Here is a 22,924-nt window from a genome sequence, read left to right on the forward strand (position 1 = left end):
CTGCGGGGTGGGTTGGGGGAGCGGTGACGCCCGTCCGGGCGCGGAATCCGTTCCGGGTCCGTCGCGTCGGGTCCGTCACGCGCGCCGCGACCGGTGCCCGGCTCAGATGCGTTCGAGCACCCGGGCCAGCAGCGCGCCCATCCGCGTGGCGGAGTCCCGCCCCGCCTGGAGGACCTCCTCGTGGTTGAGCGGTTCGCCGCTCAGCCCGGCCGCCAGGTTGGTGACCAGCGAGATGCCCAGCACCTCGGCCCCCGCCTCGCGTGCGGCGATCGCCTCCAGCACGGTGGACATGCCGACCAGGTCGCCGCCCATGACCCGGACCATGTTGATCTCGGCGGGCGTCTCGTAGTGCGGGCCGGGGAACTGCACGTACACCCCCTCTTCGAGGGTGTCGTCGATCTCCTTGCACAGCGCGCGCAGCCGCGGCGAGTACAGGTCGGTCAGATCGACGAAGTTGGCGCCGACGATGGGCGACGCCGCGGTCAGATTGATGTGGTCGCTGATCAGGACCGGCTGGCCGGGGCGCATGCCCTCGCGCAGCCCGCCGCATCCGTTGGTCAGGACGACGGTCCTACAGCCCGCGGCGACGGCGGTGCGCACCCCGTGCGCGACGGCGGCGACGCCGCGGCCCTCGTAGTAGTGCGTACGGCCCAGGAAGACCAGGGCCCGCTTCTCGCCGATCCGGTACGAACGGATCGTGCCGCCGTGCCCCTGCACGGCGGGCGCCGGGAAACCGGGGAGTTCGGTCACCGGGAACTCGGCCTCCGGAATGCCGAGCGCGTCGGCCGCCGGAGCCCAGCCGGAACCCATCACGAGCGCGACGTCGTGGGTGTCGGTACCGGTCAGCTCGCGCAGGCGGGCGGCGGCGGCGTCGGCGGCGGCCCGGGGGTCGCCCTGGATGTTGTCCGGAATAACTGATGCGTTCACGCGGACGAGCGTAACCGCTGATTCCCTACGCGCGTAGATGGCCACGTGCAGAGACTGCGCAGGCTTTCTCGTGCAATCACACAAAATTGCCGGTGGCGAGGGGAATTTCGGACGCACACGGGCCGGAAAGGCTTGTGCGGCCCGCGGCCGGACCCGTACGCGACCGCATCCGTACGAGGCGAGCCCGTACGGATGCGGTCGGGAGCGGCACCGGGGACGGATGCGGCGCACGGCCGGGGACGGCACGGGGGCCGCCGGGGCCGGGGCCGGCGCACGGCCGGGATCGGCGCGGGGCCGGGTCCGGCACGGTCGGCGGAGGCCCGGCGCGGGTCAGCAGGGGCGCTTGCGCATTTCCATCACGTAGTCGTGCGGTGCGCCCGCGGACTCCGCCGCGTCCGCGATCTCGCCGAGGTAGCGGGCGGAGGGCAGGCCGCCCTCGTATCCGTTCAGCACGTACATCCAGGCCGGTTCCTCACCGTCCAGGGTGTGCACGCGCACCCGCATCCGCCGGTAGACGTCGAGGCCGACGCCCTCCCAGCGGTCCATGGAGTCCTCGTCCATCGGCGCGATGTCGTAGAGAGCCACGAAGACCTGGGAGCGGGGGGCCTCCACCACCGTGGCGAGCGCGCCTTCCCAGCCCATCTGCTCGCCGCCGAAGGTCAGCCGCCAGCCGTTCAGCCAGCCGGTGCCGCGCAGCGGGGAATGCGGTGCGCGGCGTGTCATCAGCCGCGCGTCGAGGTTGCCGGCGTACGCGGCGTAGAGCGACATGTGATCGAGGGTACGGGAGGTCACGGCCGGATCGTCGATTCCGGGGCGCAAGACCCCTTACGGGGGTCGCCGGGGCCGCCGCGGGCCACCCGCTCGCGGCGGTCGGCGCGTGGCGTGACGGGCCCCGCCCGCACGGATGGAGGGGCCCCGGGGCGAAGCACCTTGGCGCGTGCGGGACAATGAAGTACGTACTGCATTCCCCCGGGGCGATCCCCCGGACCCCCGGCCGGGGTGGCGGACGGCCGCGGGATGACACATACGAGGCGGACTTTTCGTGACCCGGATCGTGATCATCGGCGGCGGACCCGGCGGCTACGAGGCGGCGCTGGTGGGCGCCCAGCTCGGTGCGGAGGTGACCGTCGTCGACTGCGACGGCCTCGGCGGAGCGTCCGTGCTCACCGACTGCGTGCCCTCGAAGACCCTGATCGCCACGGCGGAGGTGATGACCACCTTCGACTCCTCGTACGAGGAACTGGGCATCATCGTCGCCGACGACACCCCGCACATCGACCAGGCGGCCCGCGTGGTCGGCGTCGACCTCGGCAAGGTCAACCGGCGTGTGAAGCGCCTGGCGCTCGCCCAGTCCCACGACATCACCGCCTCCGTCACCCGCGCGGGGGCGCGCGTGCTGCGCGGCCGGGGCCGTCTGGAGGGCCTCCAGGCCGCCGACGGCTCCCGTACGGTCGTCGTGACCGCAGCCGACGGCACGGAGGAGCGGCTCACCGCCGACGCCGTGCTGATCGCGACCGGCGGCCACCCCCGGGAGATTCCGGACGCGCAGCCCGACGGCGAGCGCATCCTGAACTGGACCCAGGTCTACGACCTCGACGAACTCCCCGAGGAGCTCATCGTGGTCGGCTCCGGCGTGACGGGCGCCGAGTTCGCGGGCGCGTACCAGGCGCTCGGCTCCCGGGTCACCCTGGTCTCGTCCCGCGACCGGGTGCTGCCGGGCGAGGACCCGGACGCCGCCGCCGTGCTGGAGGACGTCTTCCGGCGCCGCGGCATGAACGTCATGGCCCGCTCCCGCGCCCAGGCCGCCAAGCGCGTCGGCGACCGCGTGGAGGTCACCCTGGCCGACGGACGGGTCATCTCCGGCACGCACTGCCTGATGGCCGTCGGGGCGATCCCGAACAGCGCGGGCATGGGCCTGGAGGAGGCCGGGGTCAGGCTCAAGGAGTCCGGCCACATCTGGACCGACAAGGTCTCCCGCACCACCGCTCCCGGTGTCTACGCGGCCGGTGACGTCACCGGGGTCTTCGCCCTCGCCTCGGTCGCCGCCATGCAGGGCCGGATCGCGATGTACCACTTCCTCGGCGACGCGGTGGCCCCGCTGGACCTGAAGACAGTGTCCTCCAACGTCTTCACCGACCCGGAGATCGCCACCGTCGGCTACACCCAGGCCGATGTCGACTCCGGCTCGATCGACGCCCGCGCGGTCAAGCTGCCGCTGCTGCGCAACCCGCGTGCCAAGATGCAGGGCATCCGCGACGGCTTCGTCAAGATCTTCTGCCGTCCCGGCACCGGCATCGTGGTCGGCGGCTGTGTCGTCGCGCCACGGGCGAGTGAATTGATCCACCCGATCTCGATCGCGGTCGACAACAATTTGACGGTGGAGCAGATCGCAAACACGTTCACCGTGTACCCGTCCCTGTCGGGTTCGATCGCTGAAGTGGCACGGCAGTTGCACACCCGTAAGCGGGCGGGCGACGCGTAGGACCCTCCGGACCTCGGGGAACCCGGCGGTCGCCGACGACACCCGGCAACCCGGGCTATGGAACGACCGTCGGACGATCAGTACGGAACAACAACAGGGCCGCTTATACCACTTGGCGACCCCTTGTATGCGCAGCTTCTGCTATTCGGTGCAAAGTGCTGAAAACACTCGGGCGAGCACGTTACTGTCAGTTTCGTGTTCGCTGCAGAACGTCGCCAATTGATCCTCGAAATGGTGCGCGCCAACGGGGCGGTATCGCTCCGTGAGCTCGCCCGTGTCGTCCAGACCTCCGAAGTGACCGTACGTCGGGACGTGCGGGCGTTGGAGGCGGAAGGACTCCTCGACCGCCGCCACGGTGGTGCGGTACTGCCGGGTGGGTTCACGCGGGAGTCCGGCTTCCCGCAGAAATCCCATCTCGCCACGGCGGAGAAGACCGCGATCGCCGATGTGGCCGCCGGACTCGTCGAAGAGGGCGAGGCCATCGTCGTGGGGGCCGGTACGACCACGCAGGAGCTGGCCCGCAGGCTCGCGCGCGTGCCCGGCCTGACCGTCGTGACCAACTCCCTGCTGGTCGCCCAGGCGCTGGCCCATGCCAACCGGGTGGAGGTGGTGATGACCGGCGGCACGCTGCGCGGTTCGAACTACGCGCTGGTGGGCAGCGGGGCCGAGCAGTCCCTCCAGGGGCTGCGGGTCTCGCGGGCGTTCCTCTCGGGGAGCGGGCTCACCGCCGAGCGCGGCCTCTCCACGTCCAACATGCTCTCGGCGAGCGTGGACCGGGCCCTGGTGCAGGCCGCGGCGGAGGTGGTGGTCCTGGCGGATCACACCAAGCTCGGTTCCGACACCATGTTCCAGACGGTGCCGACGGATCTCATCACCCGTCTCGTGACGGACGAGCCGCCCGGCCACGACGACCGTGCCGCCACCGAACTCCAGGCCCTGGCGGACCAGGGCGTGCAGATCGCGGTGGCCGGTGCGGGAGGCGGAAACCCGGGGACGGCCGAGGCGCCGCCGTCGGGACGGCAGGTGCGCCGCGACATGGCGCTGCCCGGCCAGCGCCGCACCCGCGGCGGCCCCGGGAAGCCGGGAGCGCAACCGCTGCGCGGCGCCGCGGTGCTGCCGGATCAGGGGCAGGCACAGGGGCAGGCTCAGCAGGACCGGGCGAGGGTGGCGGACCTGCGACGCCGATAGGCGTGCGCCCGAGGAGCCGCGCGGCCCACGGGTCCGGCGGCGGCCGGTACGGGGCGGTGGGGGCTGCTACGGGCTGCGGCATGGCTGGTACGGGTTGGCCGGCCCGATGCGGGCCGATGGGCACACGGGGCCGGTAGCGATACGGCTCCGACAGCACCGACAGCACCGACAGCACCGACAGCACCGACAGCACCGACAGCGCCGACGAGGCCGGTGGGCCCGGTGGGTCTGGTGGTTCCGGTGGGGTGTGCGCGGAGTTCAACCGCCTTCCGCGCCGGGCCCCTCAGCCCGCGCCGGGCCCGCTCAGCCCGCGCAGGGTCAACATCAGCAGCCGGTCGGCCAGTTCGGGGTCGTCCGGCGACTGCTCCGACGCCAGCGCGATCGCGTTCGTCAGCTGCATCAGGTCGTCGATGGACACCTCGGCCCGTACGGCCCCGCACGCCTGAGCCCGCGCCAGCAGGGCCGCCCCCGCCTCGCGCAGCGGCACGTTGCACTGCGCGAGGGCCGAAGTCTCGTCCCGTGACGTCGACATGAGCGCCTGCGCCAGGCCCCGGTACGCGCCCGCGTGGGTGATGATCGCGCCCAGCCACTCCACCAGACCCCGGCACGGCTGCTCCGCCGCCGCGAGCTCGCGGGACCGGCTGATCAGCTCGGCCAGGGCCTCCTGGAAGACGGCGTTCATCAGCGCGTGCCGGTTCGGGAAGTGCCGGTACAACGTGCCGATCCCGACCCCCGCACGGCGTGCGATGTCCTCCAGGGCCGCGTCGGTGCCGTGCTCCGAGAAGGCGGTACGGGCCGCGCTCAGCAGCCGGTCGTAGTTGCGGCGCGCGTCCGCACGCATGGGCCGGGACGGCGTCCGTGCCGTGCTCGTCGCCGTGCTCGTCACCATCGGGCCTCCCTCGTCATCCGCCCCGTGATCCAGGATGCCATCGCGGACGGGCGGGCCGGGTACTCCTCGCGCGAACGACCGGGCCCCCGCGGGTGCCTTTTCGGCTTCGCGGGGGCCTGGTGCGCACCGTCCGACGGGAGACGTCCGGTGCGGAATGTCTGGAACGGGCTGTCTGGAACGGAACGTCCCGAACGGAGCGTCCGGTGCGGGGCGGCCGGAACGGAACGGCCGGAACGGAGCGTCCGACGGGAGACGTCCGGTGCGGGGCGGCCGGTGGGGTCCGGCCGCCCCGACGGATGTCAGTCCTTGATCTCGCAGATCACGGCGCCGGAGGAGATGGAACTGCCGACCTCGGTGGTGAGTCCCTTGATGGTGCCGGCGCGGTGGGCGTTCAGCGGCTGCTCCATCTTCATGGCCTCCAGGACGACGACGAGGTCGCCCTCCTGCACCTGCTGGCCCTCCTCCACGGCGATCTTGACGATGGTGCCCTGCATCGGGGACGCCAGGGTGTCGCCGGAGACCGCGGAGCCGGACTTCTTCGCCGCGCGGCGCTTGGGCTTGGCGCCCGCCGCGAGACCGGTGCGGGCCAGGCTCATGCCCAGCGACGACGGCAGCGAGACCTCCAGGCGCTTGCCGCCGACCTCGACGACGACGGTCTCGCGACCCGCCTCCTCCTCGGCCTCCGCGTCGGCGGGTGCGGCGAAGGGCTTGATGTCGTTGACGAACTCGGTCTCGATCCAGCGGGTGTGGACCTTGAACGGGGTGCCGTCGGCCGGGGCGAACGCCGGGTCGGTGACGACCGAGCGGTGGAACGGGATGGCGGTGGCCATGCCCTCGACGTCGAACTCGGCCAGCGCGCGGGCCGCCCGCTGAAGGGCCTGCTCGCGGGTCGCGCCGGTCACGATCAACTTCGCCAGCAGCGAGTCCCAGGCGGGACCGATCACGCTGCCGGACTCCACGCCCGCGTCCAGACGGACACCGGGGCCGCTCGGCGGGGCGAAGACGGTCACCGTGCCCGGGGCGGGCAGGAAGTTGCGGCCCGGGTCCTCGCCGTTGATCCGGAACTCGAAGGAGTGGCCCCTTATGACCGGGTCGCCGTAGCCGAGCTCCTCGCCGTCGGCGATGCGGAACATCTCGCGCACGAGGTCGAGACCGGTGACCTCCTCGGTGACCGGGTGCTCGACCTGGAGGCGGGTGTTGACCTCCAGGAAGGAGATGGTGCCGTCCGCACCGACCAGGAACTCGACCGTGCCCGCGCCGACGTAACCGGCCTCCTTGAGGATGGCCTTCGACGCCGCGTACAGCTCGGCGTTCTGCTTCTCGGAGAGGAACGGCGCGGGCGCCTCCTCGACCAGCTTCTGGTGGCGGCGCTGGAGCGAGCAGTCACGGGTGGAGACCACGACCACGTTGCCGTGTTTGTCGGCCAGGCACTGCGTCTCCACGTGGCGCGGCTTGTCCAGGTAGCGCTCCACGAAGCACTCGCCGCGGCCGAACGCGGCCACGGCCTCGCGGACGGCGGAGTCGTACAGCTCCGGGATCTCCTCCAACGTGCGCGCCACCTTCAGACCGCGGCCGCCGCCACCGAAGGCGGCCTTGATCGCGATCGGCAGTCCGTGCTGCTCGGCGAACGCCACGACCTCGGCGGAGCCCTCGACCGGGTCCGGCGTGCCGGCCACCAGCGGGGCCCCCGCGCGCTGGGCGATGTGACGGGCGGCGACCTTGTCGCCGAGGTCCCGGATCGCCTGCGGCGGCGGGCCGATCCACGTCAGGTCCGCGTCGATGACGGCCTGGGCGAACTCGGCGTTCTCCGACAGGAAGCCGTAGCCCGGGTGGATCGCGTCCGCCCCCGAGTCCTTGGCGGCCTGGAGCACCTTGGCCATGTCCAGGTAGCTGGTGGCGGGGGTGTCACCGCCCAGGGCGAACGCCTCGTCGGCCGCGCGGACGTGCAGAGCGTCACGGTCCGGGTCGGCGTAGACGGCCACGCTCCCGATCCCGGCATCCCGGCATGCCCGGGCTACGCGGACAGCGATTTCGCCACGGTTGGCGATGAGCACCTTGCGCACGATGGCTCCCTCCTTGAAACAAGCTGAGTTTAGGGACTACCGACACGGCGCTACGACCCGTCCCCAATGGTGAGCTTGCCCACACGGAGTGTGATCCGAGGCTTGCTCAAGTCGCGAAATCCCTTGTGGCACCACGGTACGCCGGGATTCATGACCGCACAGTAGCCACGAGGTGTGGTCCGGGTCTCTGTTCATGCGACCAGCCGCTTCCGGCGTTTCTTTGTGGAGTCCCCACTAATGGACGAACGATTCTTTGCCCGGCGCACGAAAGGGTGCCAGCCGTGCGGGGTGCGCGCACGGTGAGAGACGGAGTGGCGCGAGGGCGGGAGGGGGCGCGGGCCGCGCGAGGTCTTGTCCCGGGCGTTACCGGTTAGTAGGGTCCGCGATATCGGACGTACTGCAGGTAACACGTACTACGGGTGACAGGAGGTGTGCGCCGTGATGCGCAGACCGGTGGCGTTCGTGGCCGCGCTCGCGTTGTTCGCGGAGGCCGTGGGCGTCGTGCTCGTCAACGGCATTCTCGCGACGGTCGTCGAGAACCAGGACATGTCCCTGGCCGGTCTCGAATCCGGTGCCATGTCCGGCGGCACCTGGGTGATGGGCGGCGTGTCCGGGCTCTGCCTGCTGCTGTGCGGGCTGGTCCTGCTGCTGACCGGCGTGCGCGACCGGGCCCCGGGCCGGCTGGGCCGCATCGCCCTCGTCGTCTGCGCCGTGGCGCACGGGGTGCTGGGGGCGCTGGCGGTGGGGCTGCTCGGCTGGATCGCGTTCGCGTTCCTGATGACGGTGCTCGGGCTGATCGTTCTGACGCTGGTGGTGTACGGCCCCGAGGGCGATCGGCCCGTCGGCGTCGAACCGTCCGCCGCCCGGGGGTCCGCGGACGGCGGATCCGCGGACGGGACCGGGCCGGGTGCCCCGGCGGCGGTCTGACGGGACGGGTTCGACGCGAGGGGGCCGACCGGAGGCGGTACGGCCCATGGGGGCCGGACGACCGGCGAGGACCGGCCCCGTCGCGGTCGGCCGAAGGGGGCGACACCGGGTGCCCGAGGGGAGTGGCCCGACCGGGTGGCCCGCCGGAGGTGGCTGACGGGGAGGGCTCAGACCCACAGGTCGGTGACGGAGATCCCCAGTTCGCCCAGGAGCCGGCGCAGCAGCGGCAGCGAGAGCCCGATGACGTTGCCGTGGTCGCCCTCGATCGAGTCGACGAACGGGGCCGAACGGCCGTCCAGGGTGAACGCGCCCGCCACGTGGAGCGGCTCGCCGGAGGCCACGTAGGCGGCGATCTCGGCGTCCGTCGGTTCACCGAAGAGGACGGTCGTCGACGCGGTCGCCGAGGCCGTGCGTCCGGTGGCGGTGTCGACCACGCTGTGGCCGGTACGCAGTACCCCGGCGCGGCCGCGCATGGACTTCCAGCGGGCGGTGGCCTCCTCGGCGTCGGCGGGCTTGCCGAGCGCCTGACCGTCGAGTTCGAGGACCGAGTCGCACCCGATGACCAGGGCGCCGGCCGTCTCCGGCAGGCCGGCCACGGCCGCGGCCTTCGCCTCGGCGAGCACCAGCGCCAGTTCGGCAGGGGTCGGGGCGCTCAGCGCGTCCTCGTCCACGCCGCTGACGATCACCTCGGGCGCGAATCCGGCCTGCCGCAGCAGACCGAGACGGGCGGGGGAGGCGGAGGCGAGCACGAGACGGCGCTGATCTGTCATACGCGCCATCGTAGAAGGAGCGGAAGGCCGCCCGCCCCGCCGGTCGGCCCGCCCGGGCCGAAGTCCGCCGTGCCGGGGTGCCGGGGTGCCGGGGTGCCGGGCCGTTCCGCCGGTCGCGGATCCCGGCCGCTCCGGCTCTCAGCGGATTCCGAGCGCCAGCATCCCGACGAGCATCGCGAGAGCGAGCACCAGGCCCGCGCGCCGGATCATGTCCTGGGCGTCGCGCAGTTCCTTCGGCGGCTTGTTCTCGGGATCGGACCACAGCATGACCCGATCCTGCTGCGACCGCGCACCACGGCGCCTGAGTACCCGTACTCAGGCGCCGTGGTGCCTACGGGCCAGATCGTGCCCGCAGCGTCACCCGGGCCAGTACGTCCGTGCCCAGGCACGCGGCCCCGGCACAGGGCGCGCGCGGCGGGCGATGCGCCCCGGGTCGGCCCACTGCCCGGGCAGCGCCGATCCGCCGGAGGACGCGTCGGACGCCGCTGCCGTCGCCGCCGCGCGCGCACGGACCACGGTGAGCGCGGCGGCCAGCTCCTCGGGAGTCGGGTTGCCCCGTACGACCTTGATCATGGCAATGACCCTTTCCGGAAGGGGAGTTGGGTGGGGCGGAGCGGCCGCCAGGTGCCGCCTGGGGCGTGTTTCGAAAGTCCCGTCCGGCCCGCGACGCCTGGCACGGCGCCTCGCCACGTCGTCGGGATCGTCCACGTAAGCCCGGTACGAGGACGATCCTCCGTCTTGCGATGCACCGCAGCCGTCGTCGCGCGCCCGCCAGGGATTACGGGACAGCCCTTAGAGGGGGATGTTGCCGTGCTTCTTCGGGGGCAGGGACTCCCTCTTCGTGCGCAGCTGGCGCAGCGCCTTCACGATGTGGGCGCGGGTGTCGGACGGCATGATCACCGCGTCGACGTAGCCGCGCTCGGCTGCCACGTACGGGTTGAGCAGCGTGTCCTCGTAGTCGGTGATGAGCTTCGCGCGGATCGCCTCCGCCTCCTGGGGATCCGTGGCCGCGGCGATCGTCCGGCGGTGCAGGATGTTCACCGCGCCCTGTGCGCCCATGACGGCGATCTGGGCGGTCGGCCAGGCCAGGTTGATGTCGGCGCCCAGGTGCTTGGAGCCCATCACGTCGTACGCGCCGCCGAACGCCTTGCGGGTGATCACCGTGATCAGCGGGACGGTCGCCTCCGCGTAGGCGTAGATCAGCTTGGCGCCCCGGCGGATGATGCCGCCGTACTCCTGGTCGACGCCGGGCAGGAAGCCGGGGACGTCGACGAAGGTCAGCACGGGCACGTTGAACGCGTCGCAGGTGCGGACGAACCGGGCCGCCTTCTCGCTCGCGTTGATGTCGAGACAGCCCGCGAACTGCATCGGCTGGTTGGCGACGATGCCGACCGGAGCGCCCTCGACCCGCCCGAAACCGGTGATGATGTTCGGCGCGAACAGGGCCTGGGTCTCCAGGAATTCGCCGTCGTCCAGCACGTGCTCGATGGCGGTGTGCATGTCGTACGGCTGGTTCGCGGAGTCCGGGATGAGCGTGTCGAGTTCGAGGTCCTCCTCGCTGGTGGCGAGGTTCGCCTCCTCCGGGAAGACCGGCGGCTCGGAGAGGTTGTTCGAAGGGAGGTACGACAGCAGCGACTTGACGTACTCGATGGCGTCCTTCTCGTCGCCCGCCATGTGGTGCGCCACACCGGAGACGGTGTTGTGGGTGCGGGCGCCGCCGAGCTGCTCGAAGCCGACGTCCTCGCCGGTGACGGTCTTGATGACGTCGGGGCCGGTGATGAACATGTGCGAGGTCTGGTCGACCATGACGGTGAAGTCGGTGATCGCGGGGGAGTAGACCGCGCCGCCCGCGCACGGTCCGACGATCAGCGAGATCTGCGGGACGACGCCCGAGGCGTGGACATTGCGGCGGAAGATCTCCGCGAACAGACCGAGCGCGACGACCCCCTCCTGGATGCGCGCGCCGCCTCCGTCGTTGATGCCGATGACCGGGCAGCCGGTCTTCAGCGCGAAGTCCATCACCTTCACGATCTTCTCGCCGTAGACCTCGCCGAGCGAGCCGCCGAAGATCGTGAAGTCCTGGGAGTACACACAGACGGGGCGGCCGTCGACCGTGCCGTAGCCGGTGACGACGCCGTCCCCGTACGGACGGTTCTTCTCGATGCCGAAGTTCGTCGACCGGTGCCGGGCGAACTCGTCGAGCTCCATGAAGGAACCCTCGTCGAGCAGCAGGCCGATCCGCTCCCGCGCGGTCAACTTGCCTTTCGCGTGCTGCTTCTCGACCGCCCGTGCGGAGCCCGCGTTCGTCGCCTCGTCGATGCGGCGCTGCAGGTCCGCGATCTTGCCCGCGGTGGTGTGGATGTCGATCTCTTCCGGCTCGGACATCGGGTGGCGGCTCCCTGCCTGGTCACGGGGACGACTGTGGCGCTGATCAAGATCAGGTGCTGGACACCGGCTGATCAGGTTCTGTCAGGTTCTGGAACACCTACTGATCCGTAGCGTATCGGCGTACATACGGTTCAGCAGTGCGTCGTTTACCACACCTAGTCTGGCTTGCATGACACCTTCGGATGCGCCTCACAGCCGCTGGTCCGACCTGGACCGACCGCCCCTGAACGTCCCCGCGCTGCGCCGCGGGCTGCTGCGGCCGGGCAGCCTGTGGACCTCGCTCGACGTCGTGGAGACCACCGGGTCCACCAACTCCGATCTGGCCGCGCGGGCAGCGTCCGGGCTCGCCGAGGGCGCGGTGCTGGTCGCCGAGGAGCAGACGGCGGGCCGCGGCCGGCTCGACCGCACCTGGACGGCCCCGGCCCGTTCGGGGCTGTTCTTCTCCGTCTTCCTCGAACCCGGCGACATCCCGGTCGCGCGGTGGGGGTGGCTGCCGCTGCTCACCGGCGTCGCCGTGGCCACCGGGCTGGCCCGCGCGGCGGGCGTCGACACCGCCCTGAAGTGGCCCAACGACCTGCTCGTCACGGTGGCGGGCGAGGAACGCAAGACGGGCGGCATCCTCGCCGAGCGAGCCGGGGACGGCGTCGTCGTCGGCACCGGCCTCAACGTCACCCTGCGCGCCGCCGAACTGCCCGTCCCCACCGCCGGATCGCTCTCCCTCGCCGGGGCCGTCTCCACCGACCGGGAGACCCTGCTGAGGGGCGTGCTGCGCTCGCTGGAGCACTGGTACGGCCGCTGGCGGGAGGCCGGCGGCGACGCGGCGGCCAGCGGGCTCCAGGAGGCGTACGCGGCGGGCTGCGCGACGCTCGGCCGGCCGGTACGCGCCGAGCTGCCCGGCGACCGCACGCTCACCGGCGAGGCCGTGGCGATCGACGGCGACGGCAGGCTGGTCCTGTCCACGGACGAGGGCCTGCGCGAACCCCTGTCCGCGGGCGACATCGTGCACCTGCGGGGAGCCGGGGGCGAGCTGACCTGACGCGCTCCGGGACGTCCCACCGGGCCCACCCGCGCACCGCCCCCGGGACGTCCCGCCCGGCCGCCGCCCACCCGCGCACCGCCCCCGGGAGTCCCGCCCGGCCGCCGGCCACCCGCGCACCGTCCCCCGGGCGTCCCGTCCGGTCGCCGGGGGAACTCCTGCCCGGCCGCCCCGGGGACGTCCCGCCCGGTCACCCCGCGACGTCGGAGTGCGGCTCACGGACGTGAGCCACGGCACACCTGCCGTAAAGTTGAGGCGATCCACCGACAGATCGGCAGGGAAGTGCGCAGGGAACGGGCAGGAGGCGGCTGGTGACCGTCGACGACACGACCTCCGGCGCGGGCGACGAGCCCCCGTCGGAACCCTCGGTCCACCCGACGCCGCATCACGAAGTCGACCATACGGCGGAGCCGACCGACGACCCCCTCGCGATCCGGCTGGAACAGCTCATCCTGGGCGCCGACCGCCGTTACACGCCGTTCCAGGCGGCCCGGACCGCCGGTGTCTCGATGGACCTGGCCTCCCGGTTCTGGCGGGCCATGGGCTTCGCCGACATCGGTCAGGCCAGGGCGCTCACCGAGGCCGACGTGCTGGCGCTGCGCCGCCTCGCCGGTCTCGTCGAGGCCGGGCTGCTCAGCGAGCCGATGGCGATCCAGGTCGCCCGGTCCACCGGGCAGACCACCGCCCGGCTGGCGGAATGGCAGATCGATTCGTTCCTGGCGGGGCTGACCGAGCCGCCCGAGCCCGGCATGACCCGTACCGAGGTCACGTACCCACTGGTCGAACTGCTCCTCCCGGAGCTGCAGGAGTTCCTGGTGTACGTGTGGCGGCGCCAGCTCGCCGCCGCCACCGGCCGGGTCGTGCAGGCGGCCGACGACGAGGAGATGGTCGACCGGCGCCTGGCCGTGGGCTTCGCCGACCTGGTCGGCTTCACCCGGCTGACCAGGCGGCTGGAGGAGGAGGAACTCGGCGAACTGGTCGAGGCGTTCGAGACCACCGCCGCCGACCTGGTCGCCGCCCATGGCGGCCGGCTCATCAAGACCCTCGGCGACGAGGTCCTCTACTGCGCCGACGACGCCGGGACCGCCGCCGAGATCGCGCTGCGCCTGATCGAGGCGATGAACCAGAACGAGACGATGCCCGCGCTGCGCGTCGGCATCGCCTTCGGCACCGTCACCACCCGTATGGGCGATGTCTTCGGGACGACGGTGAACCTCGCCAGCCGGCTGACCTCCATAGCGCCGAAGGACGCCGTGCTGGTGGACGGCGCGTTCGCGGAGGAACTGACCCGCACCGGCGACGCTCCGGCCTCCGAGGCGCAGGCCGCCGCGCAGGCGGCGGCGGCCGAGAAGGAGCGCCAGGAGGGCCTGGAGCCGACGGCTCTGCCCAGGTACCGCTACGGACTGCAGCCCATGTGGCAGCGGCCGGTGCGCGGCCTCGGAGTTGTCGAACCCTGGCTGCTGGCCCGCCGCGGCACGTCCTGACGCCGTCCGCCGCCCTCGCCGCACGCCCTGGAAGCCGCCCCATAGGATCCCTCCGGTAACGCTCGTTAACCGGAGGGGTGAAGTCATGACCGTCGCGTCCGTCACGTCCGAGCAACGGTTCGGGGAGTTCGTCGTCGTACGGGTCCACGAGGGGCAGGAGCACGTCGCCGAGCTGGTCCTCGACCGGCCCGGGGCCATGAACGCGGTGTCCACGGACATGGCCCGCTCGATCGCCGCCGCCTGCGCCGCGCTCGCCGCGGACCCCGCAGTCCGGGTCACCGTCCTCACCTCCAGCCACGAGCGGGCCTTCTGCGTGGGCGCCGACCTGAAGGAGCGGAACTCCTTCACCGACGCCGAGCTGCTGCGCCAGCGTCCCGTCGCGCGCGCCGCCTACACCGGAGTGCTCGAACTGCCGATGCCGACGATCGCGGCGGTGCACGGCTTCGCGCTCGGCGGCGGGTTCGAGCTGGCCCTGTCCTGCGACCTGATCGTCGCCGACCGCACGGCCGTGGTCGGCCTGCCCGAGGTGTCGGTCGGCGTCATCCCGGGCGGCGGCGGCACGCAGCTGCTGCCGCGGCGGATCGGCGCGGCGCGCGCGGCCGAGCTGGTCTTCACGGCCCGGCGGGTGGAGGCGGCCGAGGCGCACGAGACCGGTCTGGTCGACGAACTGGTCGAGGCGGGCCGGGACCGCGACGAGGCGCTCGCGCTCGCCGGGCGGATCGCCGCCAACTCCCCGGTGGGGCTGCGGGCCGCGAAGCGGGCGCTGCGGCTCGGGCACGGTCTCGATCTGCGGGCCGGCCTGGAGGTCGAGGACGCCGCGTGGCGATCGGTGGCCTTCTCGGGCGACCGGGCCGAGGGCGTGGCCGCGTTCAACGAGAAGAGGAAGCCGGACTGGCCCGGCGAGTGATGCGCGCGCGGTGAGACGGGCGATGCCGGGCGACGCGACGGGAGCAGCGCCGACGGGACGCGGGCGACGGCGACGGGACGCGAGTGACGCCGGGCGACGCGGACCGAGCGGTGCCCTGAGTGAACCGGCCGCTCGGTGCCGCCCGGCGCCGAGCGAAGTGACGTTGAGTGTTCAAAAGGACACGCACTGAATATTTTCTGCGCCTCAAGCTGATCAAATCACCACAAAACTACATAAGCTGTGGTGATGGGTGGTGAAGATGCACGGCTGCGGGCCGTGGTTGCGCTTGCGCAGGCGATGGCGGCGGCGCACACCCCTCGGGGGTCGTGGCGAGCGGCCGCGCTGGGGGCGTGCGAGGCGCTCGGCGGCACGTTCGCCGCGCTCTCCGTGTGGGAGCGCGGGGGCGGTCGGCTGCGTGTGCTGGTGAACGCGGGTGAACGGGGCGAGGGGGAGGAGGAGTTCCCCGAGGACGAGACGTACCCGGTGCACCGGTTCCCGGAGATCACCGAGTTCCTGCACGAGCGGTGGGCCGCCGGTGGCGAGCCCGACGCCTGGGTGGAGACCGCCGAGGGGCCGGTGGACGGTGCGTCGGGCGGCGGAGCGCCCGGGCGCGGGCGCGGCTACTGTCACCAGCGGGTGGTCGCCCTGCGCCGTCGCGGGCGCGGGTCCTGCGTGGTCGCGCCGATCGTTCTGCACGGGCGGGCCTGGGGCGAACTGTATGTGGCGCGCCCGGTGGGGCAGCCGGTGTTCGGACGGGAGGACGCGGACTTCGCCACCGTGCTGGCCGCCGTCGTCGCCGCCGGGATCTCCCAGGCCGAACGGCTCGAAGAGGTCCGCAGGCTCGCGTTCACCGATCCGCTGACCGGGCTGGCCAACCGGCGCGCGGTCGACGTGCGGCTGGACGAGGCGGTGGAGCGGCATCGCGTGGACGGTGCGGTGGTCAGCCTGGTCGTCTGCGACGTCAACGGCCTGAAGCGGGTCAACGACACACACGGCCATGCGGTCGGTGATCGCCTGCTGGAACGTTTCGGTTCGGTGCTGTCCCGTTGCGGCGCCATGCTTCCCGGCGCGCTCGCGGCACGGCTCGGCGGAGATGAGTTCTGCCTGCTCGCGGTGGGCCCCGAGACGGACGAGGTGGTCCGGGTGGCCGCCGAACTCTGCGAGCGCGCGGCCGAGTTGGAGCTGGGGGACGGGGTGGCGTGCGGGATCGCCTCGACCGGCGACCCGATCGGTCCGGTGATCTCGGCGCGGCGCCTCTTCCGGCTCGCGGACGCGGCCCAGTACCGGGCGAAGGCGGCCCGCTCCACGGAGCCGGTGGTGGCGGGGCGCGACGGCGAGGTGCTGCGGCTGGCCGACGCACCGCCCCGGTCCCCGCACGAGCGACGCCATCTGCGCGGCAGTCACCGCTGAGCGCGGACGTGCCCCTGGCCCGGCGGCGGACGTGCGACCGGCCCGGCGTCCGCGGGGGCGGGCGGTGGTCCATCGGCCCGTGGGCGGGGCGCGGCGGGCGCGTGAGCGGGACGCGGGCCGCGTGCACGGAGTTTGCGGGCCGCGCGAACAGGGCGGCGGCGCGAACGGGGCGCAGGCGGGGCGTCGGGAGCCCGCTCCCTCTTGCTCCCCAGGTCGTAAGGAGTCAACCGTACGACCACTGGTGACATGGCGAGATTCAGTCCGTACGCTGCTGAATATGGATATGCACACAGTCGTGGTGGGGACGTCCGGAACCACGGCCCAGGACGTCATCGCCGTGGCCCGCGACAACGCTCGCGTCGAGCTCTCCGAGGCCGCCGTGAACGCACTCGCCGCCGCTCGCGAGGTCGTGGACGCGCTCGCCGCCAAGCCCGAGCCGGTCTACGGCGTCTCCACCGGATTCGGGGCACTCGCCACCCGGCACATCGGCCACGAACTCCGCACACAGCTCCAGCGCAACATCGTCCGTTCGCACGCCGCCGGCATGGGCCCGCAGGTCGAGCGCGAGGTGGTCCGCGCCCTGATGTTCCTGCGGCTCAAGACGGTCGCCTCGGGGCGCACCGGCGTACGCCCCGAGGTCGCGCAGACCATGGCCGACGTCCTCAACGCGGGCATCACCCCGGTCGTCCACGAGTACGGCTCGCTCGGCTGCTCCGGCGACCTGGCTCCCCTCTCCCACTGCGCCCTGACCCTGATGGGCGAGGGCGACGCGGAGGGCCCCGACGGCGTCGTGCGCCCCGCGGGCGAACTGCTCGCCGCCCACGGCATCACCCCGGTGGAGCTGCACGAGAAGGAGGGCCTCGCCCTTCTCAACGGCACCGACGGCATGCTCGGCATGCTCGTCATGGCCCTCGCCGACCTGCGTAATCTCTACACCTCCGCCGACATCACCGCCGCCCTCTCCCTGGAGGCACTGCTCGGCACGGACAAGGTGCTCGCCCCCGAGCTGCACGCCATACGCCCCCACCCGGGCCAGGGCGCCAGCGCCGACAACATGCTGCGCGTCCTCGCCGGATCAGGCCTGACCGGCCATCACCAGGACGATGCCCCGCGAGTGCAGGACGCCTACTCGGTGCGCTGCGCACCCCAGGTCAACGGTGCCGGGCGCGACACCCTCGCCCACGCCGCGACGGTCGCGGACCGCGAACTGGCCGCCGCCGTCGACAACCCCGTCGTCCTGCCCGACGGCCGGGTCGAGTCGAACGGGAACTTCCACGGCGCGCCCGTCGCGTACGTACTCGACTTCCTGGCGATCGCCGCCGCCGACCTCGGTTCGATCTCCGAGCGCCGTACCGACCGGCTGCTGGACAAGAACCGGTCGCACGGGCTGCCGCCGTTCCTCGCCGACGACGCGGGTGTGGACTCGGGCCTGATGATCGCCCAGTACACCCAGGCCGCCCTGGTCAGCGAGATGAAGCGGCTCGCCGTTCCCGCGTCGGCCGACTCGATCCCGTCCTCCGCGATGCAGGAGGACCACGTCTCCATGGGCTGGTCGGCGGCGCGCAAGCTCCGTACCGCCGTCGACAACCTCGCCCGGATCATCGCCGTCGAACTGTACGCGGCGACGCGTGCCGTCGAACTGCGGGCCGCCGAGGGGCTCATCCCCGCCCCCGCCTCACGGGCCGCCGTCGAGGCCCTGCGCGCGGCGGGCGTCGAGGGGCCGGGGCCGGACCGCTTCCTGTCGCCGGACCTGGCCGCGGCGGACGCGTTCGTCCGCAGGGGAGCGCTGGTCGCGGCGGTCGAGCAGGTCACCGGGCCGCTGGCCTGAGCGGACCGTGGGGGAGGGCAATCTCCCGGTCGGCGGCGCGGCCGTTCGGGGGCGGGAGAGGGCTCTGTGCGGCTTCGGGACAGGGCCGAGCGGGCTCAGTGGACTCAGTGGGCTGAGTGGGCTCAGAACGACGGTGTGTCGGCGCGGCGGATCGAGTAGGTGACGAAGGCCGCGCCGATGCCCAGGAACGCGGCGCCGCCGAACAGGTACGGGGTGGTGTCGACCCCGCTCCCGGTGTCGGCGAGCCCGGGGCCGGACGACGACGTGCTCACGGCGGTGGCCGCCCCAGGGCCGTCGGCGTCCGGGGCATCCGAGGTGCCCCGGACGCCGGAGCTGCCGGGGGAGCCCGACGCACCCGGGGTGTTCGACGTCACCGGGGTGATGGAAGCGGCCGAGGCATCGGACGCGGCCGAGACGACCGTCGGGTCCGTGCCCCGGTCCGTCGAGGTCGGGTCGGTGCTCCGGTCCGTCGGGGCCGGGGCCGGGGCCGTGCTCCGGTGCGCCGAGCCCGTGTTCCGGCCTGTCGGGCCCGTCACACTCGTCGTGGTTCCGCCCGTCCCGTCGGTCTGTTCGTCCGTCGCGTTGGCGGACGGGACGAACCACAGAGCGGCCAGCAACGTGCCCGCGGCAGCGGCGGTCAGAAGCGGGCGGCGAGCGACGGCCACGGACGAACCCCCTTGTCACAGCCGTGAGTCAGGCATGCGCACCGATGCTAGTGAAACCAGCGGGTCATGGGAAAGTCGCATGTTCGTGGCCCCCGCGCCCCGCGCGTGAGCCGTTCGCTCCGGGGCATCACGGCGCGTCGGGCTCCGGGCGGCATGGTGTCGGAAATCACGGCCCCCGCCGCCCTCAATGTTGCCGCGAAGGGGGGTTGTGGCGGGGGAGTTGTCGGCGGCGTCCCGCACAATGGGAGAAACCTCGACGACACGACGACGCGAGCCGTGCCGCGGACCGGGGCCGAACTCCCGGACGGCCCGGCTCCGGTGAGCGGGACGCGGATCGGCACGGGACGGGACGGGACGGGGACACGGATCGGGACCGGGACACAAGTCCGGGACCGGAGTCGACCGGATCGGACCATACCGGAGCGTGCTGTGTACCGGGCTCGCAACAATGGCGGGCGCCGGGGAACCACCGCTGCCCGGGACGCGTCGATGAGTGTTGTTCCCCACATCTTCAGGGGATGTGGAACGGAGGGCCCATTCCATGGGTTCTCGGTGTGTTGACGGGTCTCGCCGGTCACCGGCGGCTCCGCTCGGGGTTTTTGGGGAATCGGTAACGATGGAGATGCGTGTGATGACGGACAGCAAGCGGCGCAGGGCCCTCACGGTCGCGTCCGCACTGCTCGGTGGCGTACTGGTACTCACGGCCTGCGACAGCGGCATCGCGGAAGGTGGCGCCGAGGGCTCGAAGAAGTCGCAGGCCGAGGTCGACAAGGCGGCCGCCAAGGACGCGTCGGAGGCGCAGATATCCATCGCGCCGAAGAACGGCGCGACCAACGCGAGCATCAACAACGCCGCCAGGGTCACCGTCGCCAAGGGCACGCTGACGCAGGTCGCCATGACCACGCAGGACGGTGCGGAGGTCAAGGGCACGCTCGCCACCGACGGCAAGAGCTGGCAGCCGGACGCCCAGCTGGAGCGCTCGACCACGTACAAGATCAGCGCGACGGCCAAGGACTCCAAGGGCCGCGAGGCGCACGAGAACACCTCCTTCACCACCGTGTCGCCCGACAACAGCTTCATCGGCAACTTCACCCCCGAGGACGGCTCCACCGTCGGCGTCGGCATGCCGGTGTCGATCAACTTCAACAAGCCGATCACGGACCGGAAGGCCGTTCAGGCCGGTATCACCGTGACGTCCAGCAGCGGCCAGGAGGTCGTCGGCCACTGGTTCAACAACCAGCGCCTGGACCTTCGCCCCGAGAACTACTGGCAGGGCGGCTCCACCGTCACCCTGAAGCTCGACCTGGACGGTGTCGAGGGCGCGGACGGCGTCTACGGCGTGCAGCAGAAGACGGTCACCTTCAAGGTCGGCCGCAACCAGGTCTCGACGGTCGACGTCGCCGCGCGCACCATGACCGTCGCCCAGGACGGCAAGACGATCAAGACCATCCCGATATCCGCCGGTTCCGCCGCCAACCCCACGTACAACGGGCAGATGGTGATCTCCGAGAAGTACAAGGAGACCCGGATGAACGGTGACACCGTCGGCTTCGGCGGCGAGTACGACATCAAGGACGTCCCGCACGCCATGCGGCTGTCCACCTCCGGCACCTTCATCCACGGCAACTACTGGGGTGCGCGGTCGATCTTCGGCAGCGCCAACACCAGCCACGGCTGTGTCGGCCTCCCCGACGTGAAGGGCGCGGGCGACGCGAACCAGCCCGCTGCCTGGTTCTACAACAACTCGCTCATCGGCGACCTCGTCGTCGTCAAGAACTCCCCGGACAGGAACATCACCCCCGACAACGGTCTCAACGGCTGGAACATGAACTGGGCGGAGTGGAAGGCGGGCTCCGCGGTCTGACGGCCACGCGGCTCCTTCCGCTCCTTTCCGCAGCGCCGGACGCGCCTCCGTAGCACCGGAGGCGTTTCCGTCGCACCGGACGCAGCCGGACCCCGCGTCCGTACGGAACCCCTCTTCCACACGCACGAAGGCGGCGGCACCCGGATCCTCCCGATCCGCGGTGCCGCCGCCTTCGTGCGTGCTCTCGGTGTGCCGGCCGGAAGTCCTTGTACTGGACGTACTTGGGCTTTCGGCTGGTGCAGCGAGAGTGCGTGCCCAACGTCGCGACGGGGCAAACGTTGCCTGATGCGGCACTAGCGTGCTCATCGCCGCTCCTGCTCGACTACTGAACGGAACCGTCCGTGCGACCCACTGCGCAGCCCTCCGTCGAGACGGCCGGATCGTCCGCCCGGCGGGTGCGTCCCGGGGAGACCGAGCGGGACGTCTTCCCGCGGCGGTACCGCGTGCCGCTCCTGGCCACCGCCCTGTCCGTGCCTCTGTACGCGTTCTGGGCGGCCTTCCTCGCCACCGGCGGCGGAGACCTCGCGGCCCAGGTGTTCTGGTCCGGTTTCGTGGCACGGCACCCGGGCGCTCCGTACAGCCTCTCCTGGTACGGCGGTATCCATGTCGGCAACTACAGCGTCATCGCGCCGCAGTTGATGGCCCTGCTCGGGGTGCGGACCGTCACCGCGCTCTCGGGAGTGGCCGCCTCCTGGCTGGCAGCGGCCCTGTTCGTGCGCAGCGGGATGAGGAATCCCTTGTGGCCCGCCCTGGTGGCGACGCTGACGCTCTGGTACAACGTGGCCTCCGGGCGGTCCACGTTCGCCCTGGGGGTGGCGCTCGCCCTGGTCTCGTGCCTGGTGCTGACAGGTGGTGCGTGCCGACCGGTCGTGGCCGCTGTCTTCAGTGCCCTGGCGACGATGGCGAGTCCGGTCGCCGGACTCTTCCTGCTGGTCGCGGGCGCGGGCCGGCTGCTGAACCGGGAGTGGCGGAAGGCGGCCGCGCTGTGTGCCCCGGCCGTGGCCGTGGTCGGACTGACCACCCTGCTGTTTCCCTTCAGCGGCGAGATGCCCATGGCCACCAGCGATGTCTGGAAGCCGGTCCTCTTCGGCGTCCTGCTCGTCGCGCTGGCGCCGCGGGAGTGGCGGGTGCTGCGGTTCGGCGCCGGGGTCTACGCGGTGGGGGTCGTGCTGACCGCTCTCGTTCCTTCGCCGGTGGGCTCGAACGTCATCCGGCTGGCCGAGCTGTTCGGGGCCCCGGTCCTGCTCGCCGTGCTCCTGGCCCACGGGGTGCGGCTCTGGCGGAAGGTCGCCCTCGGTGCCGCCCTGGCGCTGTCCCTGCAATGGGTGACCCAGCACGCCGTCCACGTACTGGAGATGTCGACGCCGGTCCCGGCGTGGGCCACCGGGACGAGGGGAGTGGTGGCCGCTCTCGATCGCCTCGGCGCCGACCGCACCCGCGTCGAGGCCGTACCGGCCGTCGACCACCGGGAGACCACCGCCCTCGGCCCGCACGTCAATCTGGCCCGCGGCTGGAACCGTCAGCTCGACGTGGAGCGCGGAGCACTCTTCTACGACGGATCCTTTTCCGCCGAGAGCTATCGCTCCTGGCTCGACCACTGGGCGGTGGGGTACGTCGTCCTGCCGGAAGGCACCCCGGACTGGGCGGCGAGGGAGGAGGCCGCACTCGTCCGCGACGAACCGGACTGGCTGCGGCTGGTCTGGCGCGACCCGCACTGGCGCGTCTACCGGGTGGAGCGGGCGACACCCATGGTCTCGGGCGCCGGCGCGTCCGTCGTCGGCGGCGACAGCGCAGGGCTCGTCGTGCGGGCCCATGAGCGCGGGTCGGTGACCGTCCGCGTCGCCTACTCGCCCTGGCTGCGGGCGGACGGCGGATGTCTGGAGCGCGCGGGTGAGTGGACCCGGCTGAGGGTGCCGGGGGCCGGCGACTACCGGATCGGCTCCTCGTACCTGCCCTCCCGGCAGGGGAAGTGCTGAACGCCGCCCCGTCCTGCTGAGCGCCGCCGCACCGTCCTGATGGGCGTCGCGGCCCCGATGGCTCGTGGGCGGCGCCGACCCGGCTCGTACCGGACGTCGTGCGCGCGGTCGGACGTCGGG

19 protein-coding genes are annotated in these 22,924 nt (G+C 72.2%); 10 read left to right on the forward strand and 9 right to left on the reverse strand.

Annotation, left to right across the window (positions count from 1 at the left end; all coding sequences use genetic code 11):
- Nucleotides 1–102 precede the first annotated feature (102 nt).
- Both ACFYXM_RS26780 and ACFYXM_RS26785 read right to left on the reverse strand, forming a co-directional pair.
- A complete protein-coding gene (locus tag ACFYXM_RS26780) occupies nt 103–927 on the reverse strand; it encodes a purine-nucleoside phosphorylase (RefSeq protein ID WP_389293023.1) in 825 nt (274 codons plus the stop codon).
- 330 nt (nt 928–1,257) lie between these two features.
- Nucleotides 1,258–1,695, reverse strand: coding sequence for a gamma-glutamylcyclotransferase (locus tag ACFYXM_RS26785; RefSeq protein WP_389293090.1), 438 nt, complete (start codon nt 1,693–1,695; stop codon nt 1,258–1,260).
- 274 nt (nt 1,696–1,969) lie between these two features.
- Here ACFYXM_RS26785 and ACFYXM_RS26790 point away from each other — a divergent pair, with 274 nt between their 5' ends.
- Complete coding sequence (locus tag ACFYXM_RS26790) at nt 1,970–3,409, forward strand: NAD(P)H-quinone dehydrogenase (protein WP_389293024.1); 1,440 nt, start codon at nt 1,970–1,972, stop codon at nt 3,407–3,409.
- 195 nt (nt 3,410–3,604) lie between these two features.
- On the forward strand, nt 3,605–4,597 hold the full coding sequence (locus ACFYXM_RS26795; protein ID WP_389293026.1) for a DeoR/GlpR family DNA-binding transcription regulator: 993 nt from the start codon (nt 3,605–3,607) through the stop codon (nt 4,595–4,597).
- 283 nt (nt 4,598–4,880) lie between these two features.
- Here the strand turns inward: ACFYXM_RS26795 and ACFYXM_RS26800 are convergent, their stop codons facing one another.
- Both ACFYXM_RS26800 and ACFYXM_RS26805 read right to left on the reverse strand, forming a co-directional pair.
- The gene (locus ACFYXM_RS26800) at nt 4,881–5,438 is read right to left on the reverse strand and encodes a TetR/AcrR family transcriptional regulator (RefSeq protein ID WP_389293091.1); all 558 of its coding nucleotides are present in this window, start codon (nt 5,436–5,438) and stop codon (nt 4,881–4,883) included.
- Nucleotides 5,439–5,785: 347 nt separating this feature from the next.
- The gene (locus ACFYXM_RS26805; protein ID WP_389293028.1) at nt 5,786–7,549 is read right to left on the reverse strand and encodes an acetyl/propionyl/methylcrotonyl-CoA carboxylase subunit alpha; all 1,764 of its coding nucleotides are present in this window, start codon (nt 7,547–7,549) and stop codon (nt 5,786–5,788) included.
- 441 nt (nt 7,550–7,990) lie between these two features.
- Between ACFYXM_RS26805 and ACFYXM_RS26810 the strand changes: the two genes are divergently transcribed.
- Nucleotides 7,991–8,476, forward strand: coding sequence for a hypothetical protein (locus tag ACFYXM_RS26810; RefSeq protein WP_389293093.1), 486 nt, complete (start codon nt 7,991–7,993; stop codon nt 8,474–8,476).
- A 167-nt stretch (nt 8,477–8,643) separates the two neighbouring features.
- On the opposite strand, the gene ACFYXM_RS26815 is transcribed toward ACFYXM_RS26810, so the two are convergent.
- The 4 genes from ACFYXM_RS26815 to ACFYXM_RS26830 form a co-directional block, all read right to left on the reverse strand.
- The gene (locus ACFYXM_RS26815; protein ID WP_389293030.1) at nt 8,644–9,255 is read right to left on the reverse strand and encodes a Maf family protein; all 612 of its coding nucleotides are present in this window, start codon (nt 9,253–9,255) and stop codon (nt 8,644–8,646) included.
- Between the two features lie 129 nt (nt 9,256–9,384).
- The gene (gene mmpB / locus ACFYXM_RS26820) at nt 9,385–9,513 is read right to left on the reverse strand and encodes a morphogenic membrane protein MmpB (RefSeq protein ID WP_389293032.1); all 129 of its coding nucleotides are present in this window, start codon (nt 9,511–9,513) and stop codon (nt 9,385–9,387) included.
- Between the two features lie 90 nt (nt 9,514–9,603).
- Entirely contained in the window at nt 9,604–9,819 is a 216-nt protein-coding gene (locus ACFYXM_RS26825) for an acyl-CoA carboxylase subunit epsilon (RefSeq protein WP_389293034.1), read from the reverse strand.
- A 219-nt stretch (nt 9,820–10,038) separates the two neighbouring features.
- Complete coding sequence (locus tag ACFYXM_RS26830; protein WP_389293035.1) at nt 10,039–11,631, reverse strand: acyl-CoA carboxylase subunit beta; 1,593 nt, start codon at nt 11,629–11,631, stop codon at nt 10,039–10,041.
- A gap of 172 nt (nt 11,632–11,803) precedes the next feature.
- Here ACFYXM_RS26830 and ACFYXM_RS26835 point away from each other — a divergent pair, with 172 nt between their 5' ends.
- From ACFYXM_RS26835 to hutH, 5 genes are all read left to right on the forward strand, one after another.
- Entirely contained in the window at nt 11,804–12,670 is an 867-nt protein-coding gene (locus ACFYXM_RS26835) for a biotin--[acetyl-CoA-carboxylase] ligase (RefSeq protein WP_389293037.1), read from the forward strand.
- A gap of 311 nt (nt 12,671–12,981) precedes the next feature.
- Nucleotides 12,982–14,154 (forward strand): adenylate/guanylate cyclase domain-containing protein, encoded by a 1,173-nt coding sequence (locus ACFYXM_RS26840; protein ID WP_389293038.1) that lies wholly within the window; start codon nt 12,982–12,984, stop codon nt 14,152–14,154.
- Between the two features lie 85 nt (nt 14,155–14,239).
- Nucleotides 14,240–15,061, forward strand: a complete 822-nt coding sequence (locus ACFYXM_RS26845) for an enoyl-CoA hydratase/isomerase family protein (protein ID WP_389293040.1) — start codon at nt 14,240–14,242, stop codon at nt 15,059–15,061.
- Between the two features lie 246 nt (nt 15,062–15,307).
- Nucleotides 15,308–16,471 (forward strand): diguanylate cyclase domain-containing protein, encoded by a 1,164-nt coding sequence (locus ACFYXM_RS26850; RefSeq protein WP_389293042.1) that lies wholly within the window; start codon nt 15,308–15,310, stop codon nt 16,469–16,471.
- 277 nt (nt 16,472–16,748) lie between these two features.
- A complete protein-coding gene (hutH, locus tag ACFYXM_RS26855) occupies nt 16,749–18,299 on the forward strand; it encodes a histidine ammonia-lyase (RefSeq protein WP_389293043.1) in 1,551 nt (516 codons plus the stop codon).
- Nucleotides 18,300–18,421: 122 nt separating this feature from the next.
- Here hutH and ACFYXM_RS26860 read toward each other — a convergent pair whose 3' ends face one another.
- Nucleotides 18,422–18,964: a hypothetical protein gene (locus ACFYXM_RS26860; RefSeq protein ID WP_389293045.1), complete on the reverse strand. Its 543-nt coding sequence runs from the start codon at nt 18,962–18,964 to the stop codon at nt 18,422–18,424.
- Nucleotides 18,965–19,580: 616 nt separating this feature from the next.
- Here ACFYXM_RS26860 and ACFYXM_RS26865 point away from each other — a divergent pair.
- Entirely contained in the window at nt 19,581–20,828 is a 1,248-nt protein-coding gene (locus ACFYXM_RS26865) for an Ig-like domain-containing protein (RefSeq protein ID WP_389293048.1), read from the forward strand.
- Between the two features lie 443 nt (nt 20,829–21,271).
- Nucleotides 21,272–22,804 carry a hypothetical protein gene (locus ACFYXM_RS26870; RefSeq protein ID WP_389293095.1) on the forward strand — a complete coding sequence of 511 codons (1,533 nt, stop codon included), beginning with the start codon at nt 21,272–21,274 and terminating at the stop codon, nt 22,802–22,804.
- Nucleotides 22,805–22,924 lie beyond the last annotated feature (120 nt).

Origin of the sequence: Streptomyces sp. NPDC002476, from assembly GCF_042889785.1 — a bacterium.
GTDB lineage: Bacteria > Actinomycetota > Actinomycetes > Streptomycetales > Streptomycetaceae > Streptomyces.

Excerpts from the sequence above, each read along its gene's own strand:
- ACFYXM_RS26785 (WP_389293090.1), bottom strand. The coding sequence starts at position 1,695 with ATGTCGCTCTACGCCGCGTACGCCGGCAACCTCGACGCGCGGCTGATG.
- ACFYXM_RS26800 (WP_389293091.1), bottom strand. The coding sequence starts at position 5,438 with ATGCGTGCGGACGCGCGCCGCAACTACGACCGGCTGCTGAGCGCGGCC.
- ACFYXM_RS26810 (WP_389293093.1), top strand. The coding sequence starts at position 7,991 with ATGCGCAGACCGGTGGCGTTCGTGGCCGCGCTCGCGTTGTTCGCGGAG.
- ACFYXM_RS26815 (WP_389293030.1), bottom strand. The coding sequence starts at position 9,255 with ATGGCGCGTATGACAGATCAGCGCCGTCTCGTGCTCGCCTCCGCCTCC.
- mmpB (WP_389293032.1), bottom strand. The coding sequence starts at position 9,513 with ATGCTGTGGTCCGATCCCGAGAACAAGCCGCCGAAGGAACTGCGCGAC.
- ACFYXM_RS26825 (WP_389293034.1), bottom strand. The coding sequence starts at position 9,819 with ATGATCAAGGTCGTACGGGGCAACCCGACTCCCGAGGAGCTGGCCGCC.
- ACFYXM_RS26830 (WP_389293035.1), bottom strand. The coding sequence starts at position 11,631 with ATGTCCGAGCCGGAAGAGATCGACATCCACACCACCGCGGGCAAGATC.
- ACFYXM_RS26835 (WP_389293037.1), top strand. The coding sequence starts at position 11,804 with ATGACACCTTCGGATGCGCCTCACAGCCGCTGGTCCGACCTGGACCGA.
- ACFYXM_RS26845 (WP_389293040.1), top strand. The coding sequence starts at position 14,240 with ATGACCGTCGCGTCCGTCACGTCCGAGCAACGGTTCGGGGAGTTCGTC.
- ACFYXM_RS26850 (WP_389293042.1), top strand. The coding sequence starts at position 15,308 with ATGGGTGGTGAAGATGCACGGCTGCGGGCCGTGGTTGCGCTTGCGCAG.
- hutH (WP_389293043.1), top strand. The coding sequence starts at position 16,749 with ATGGATATGCACACAGTCGTGGTGGGGACGTCCGGAACCACGGCCCAG.
- ACFYXM_RS26865 (WP_389293048.1), top strand. The coding sequence starts at position 19,581 with ATGGAGATGCGTGTGATGACGGACAGCAAGCGGCGCAGGGCCCTCACG.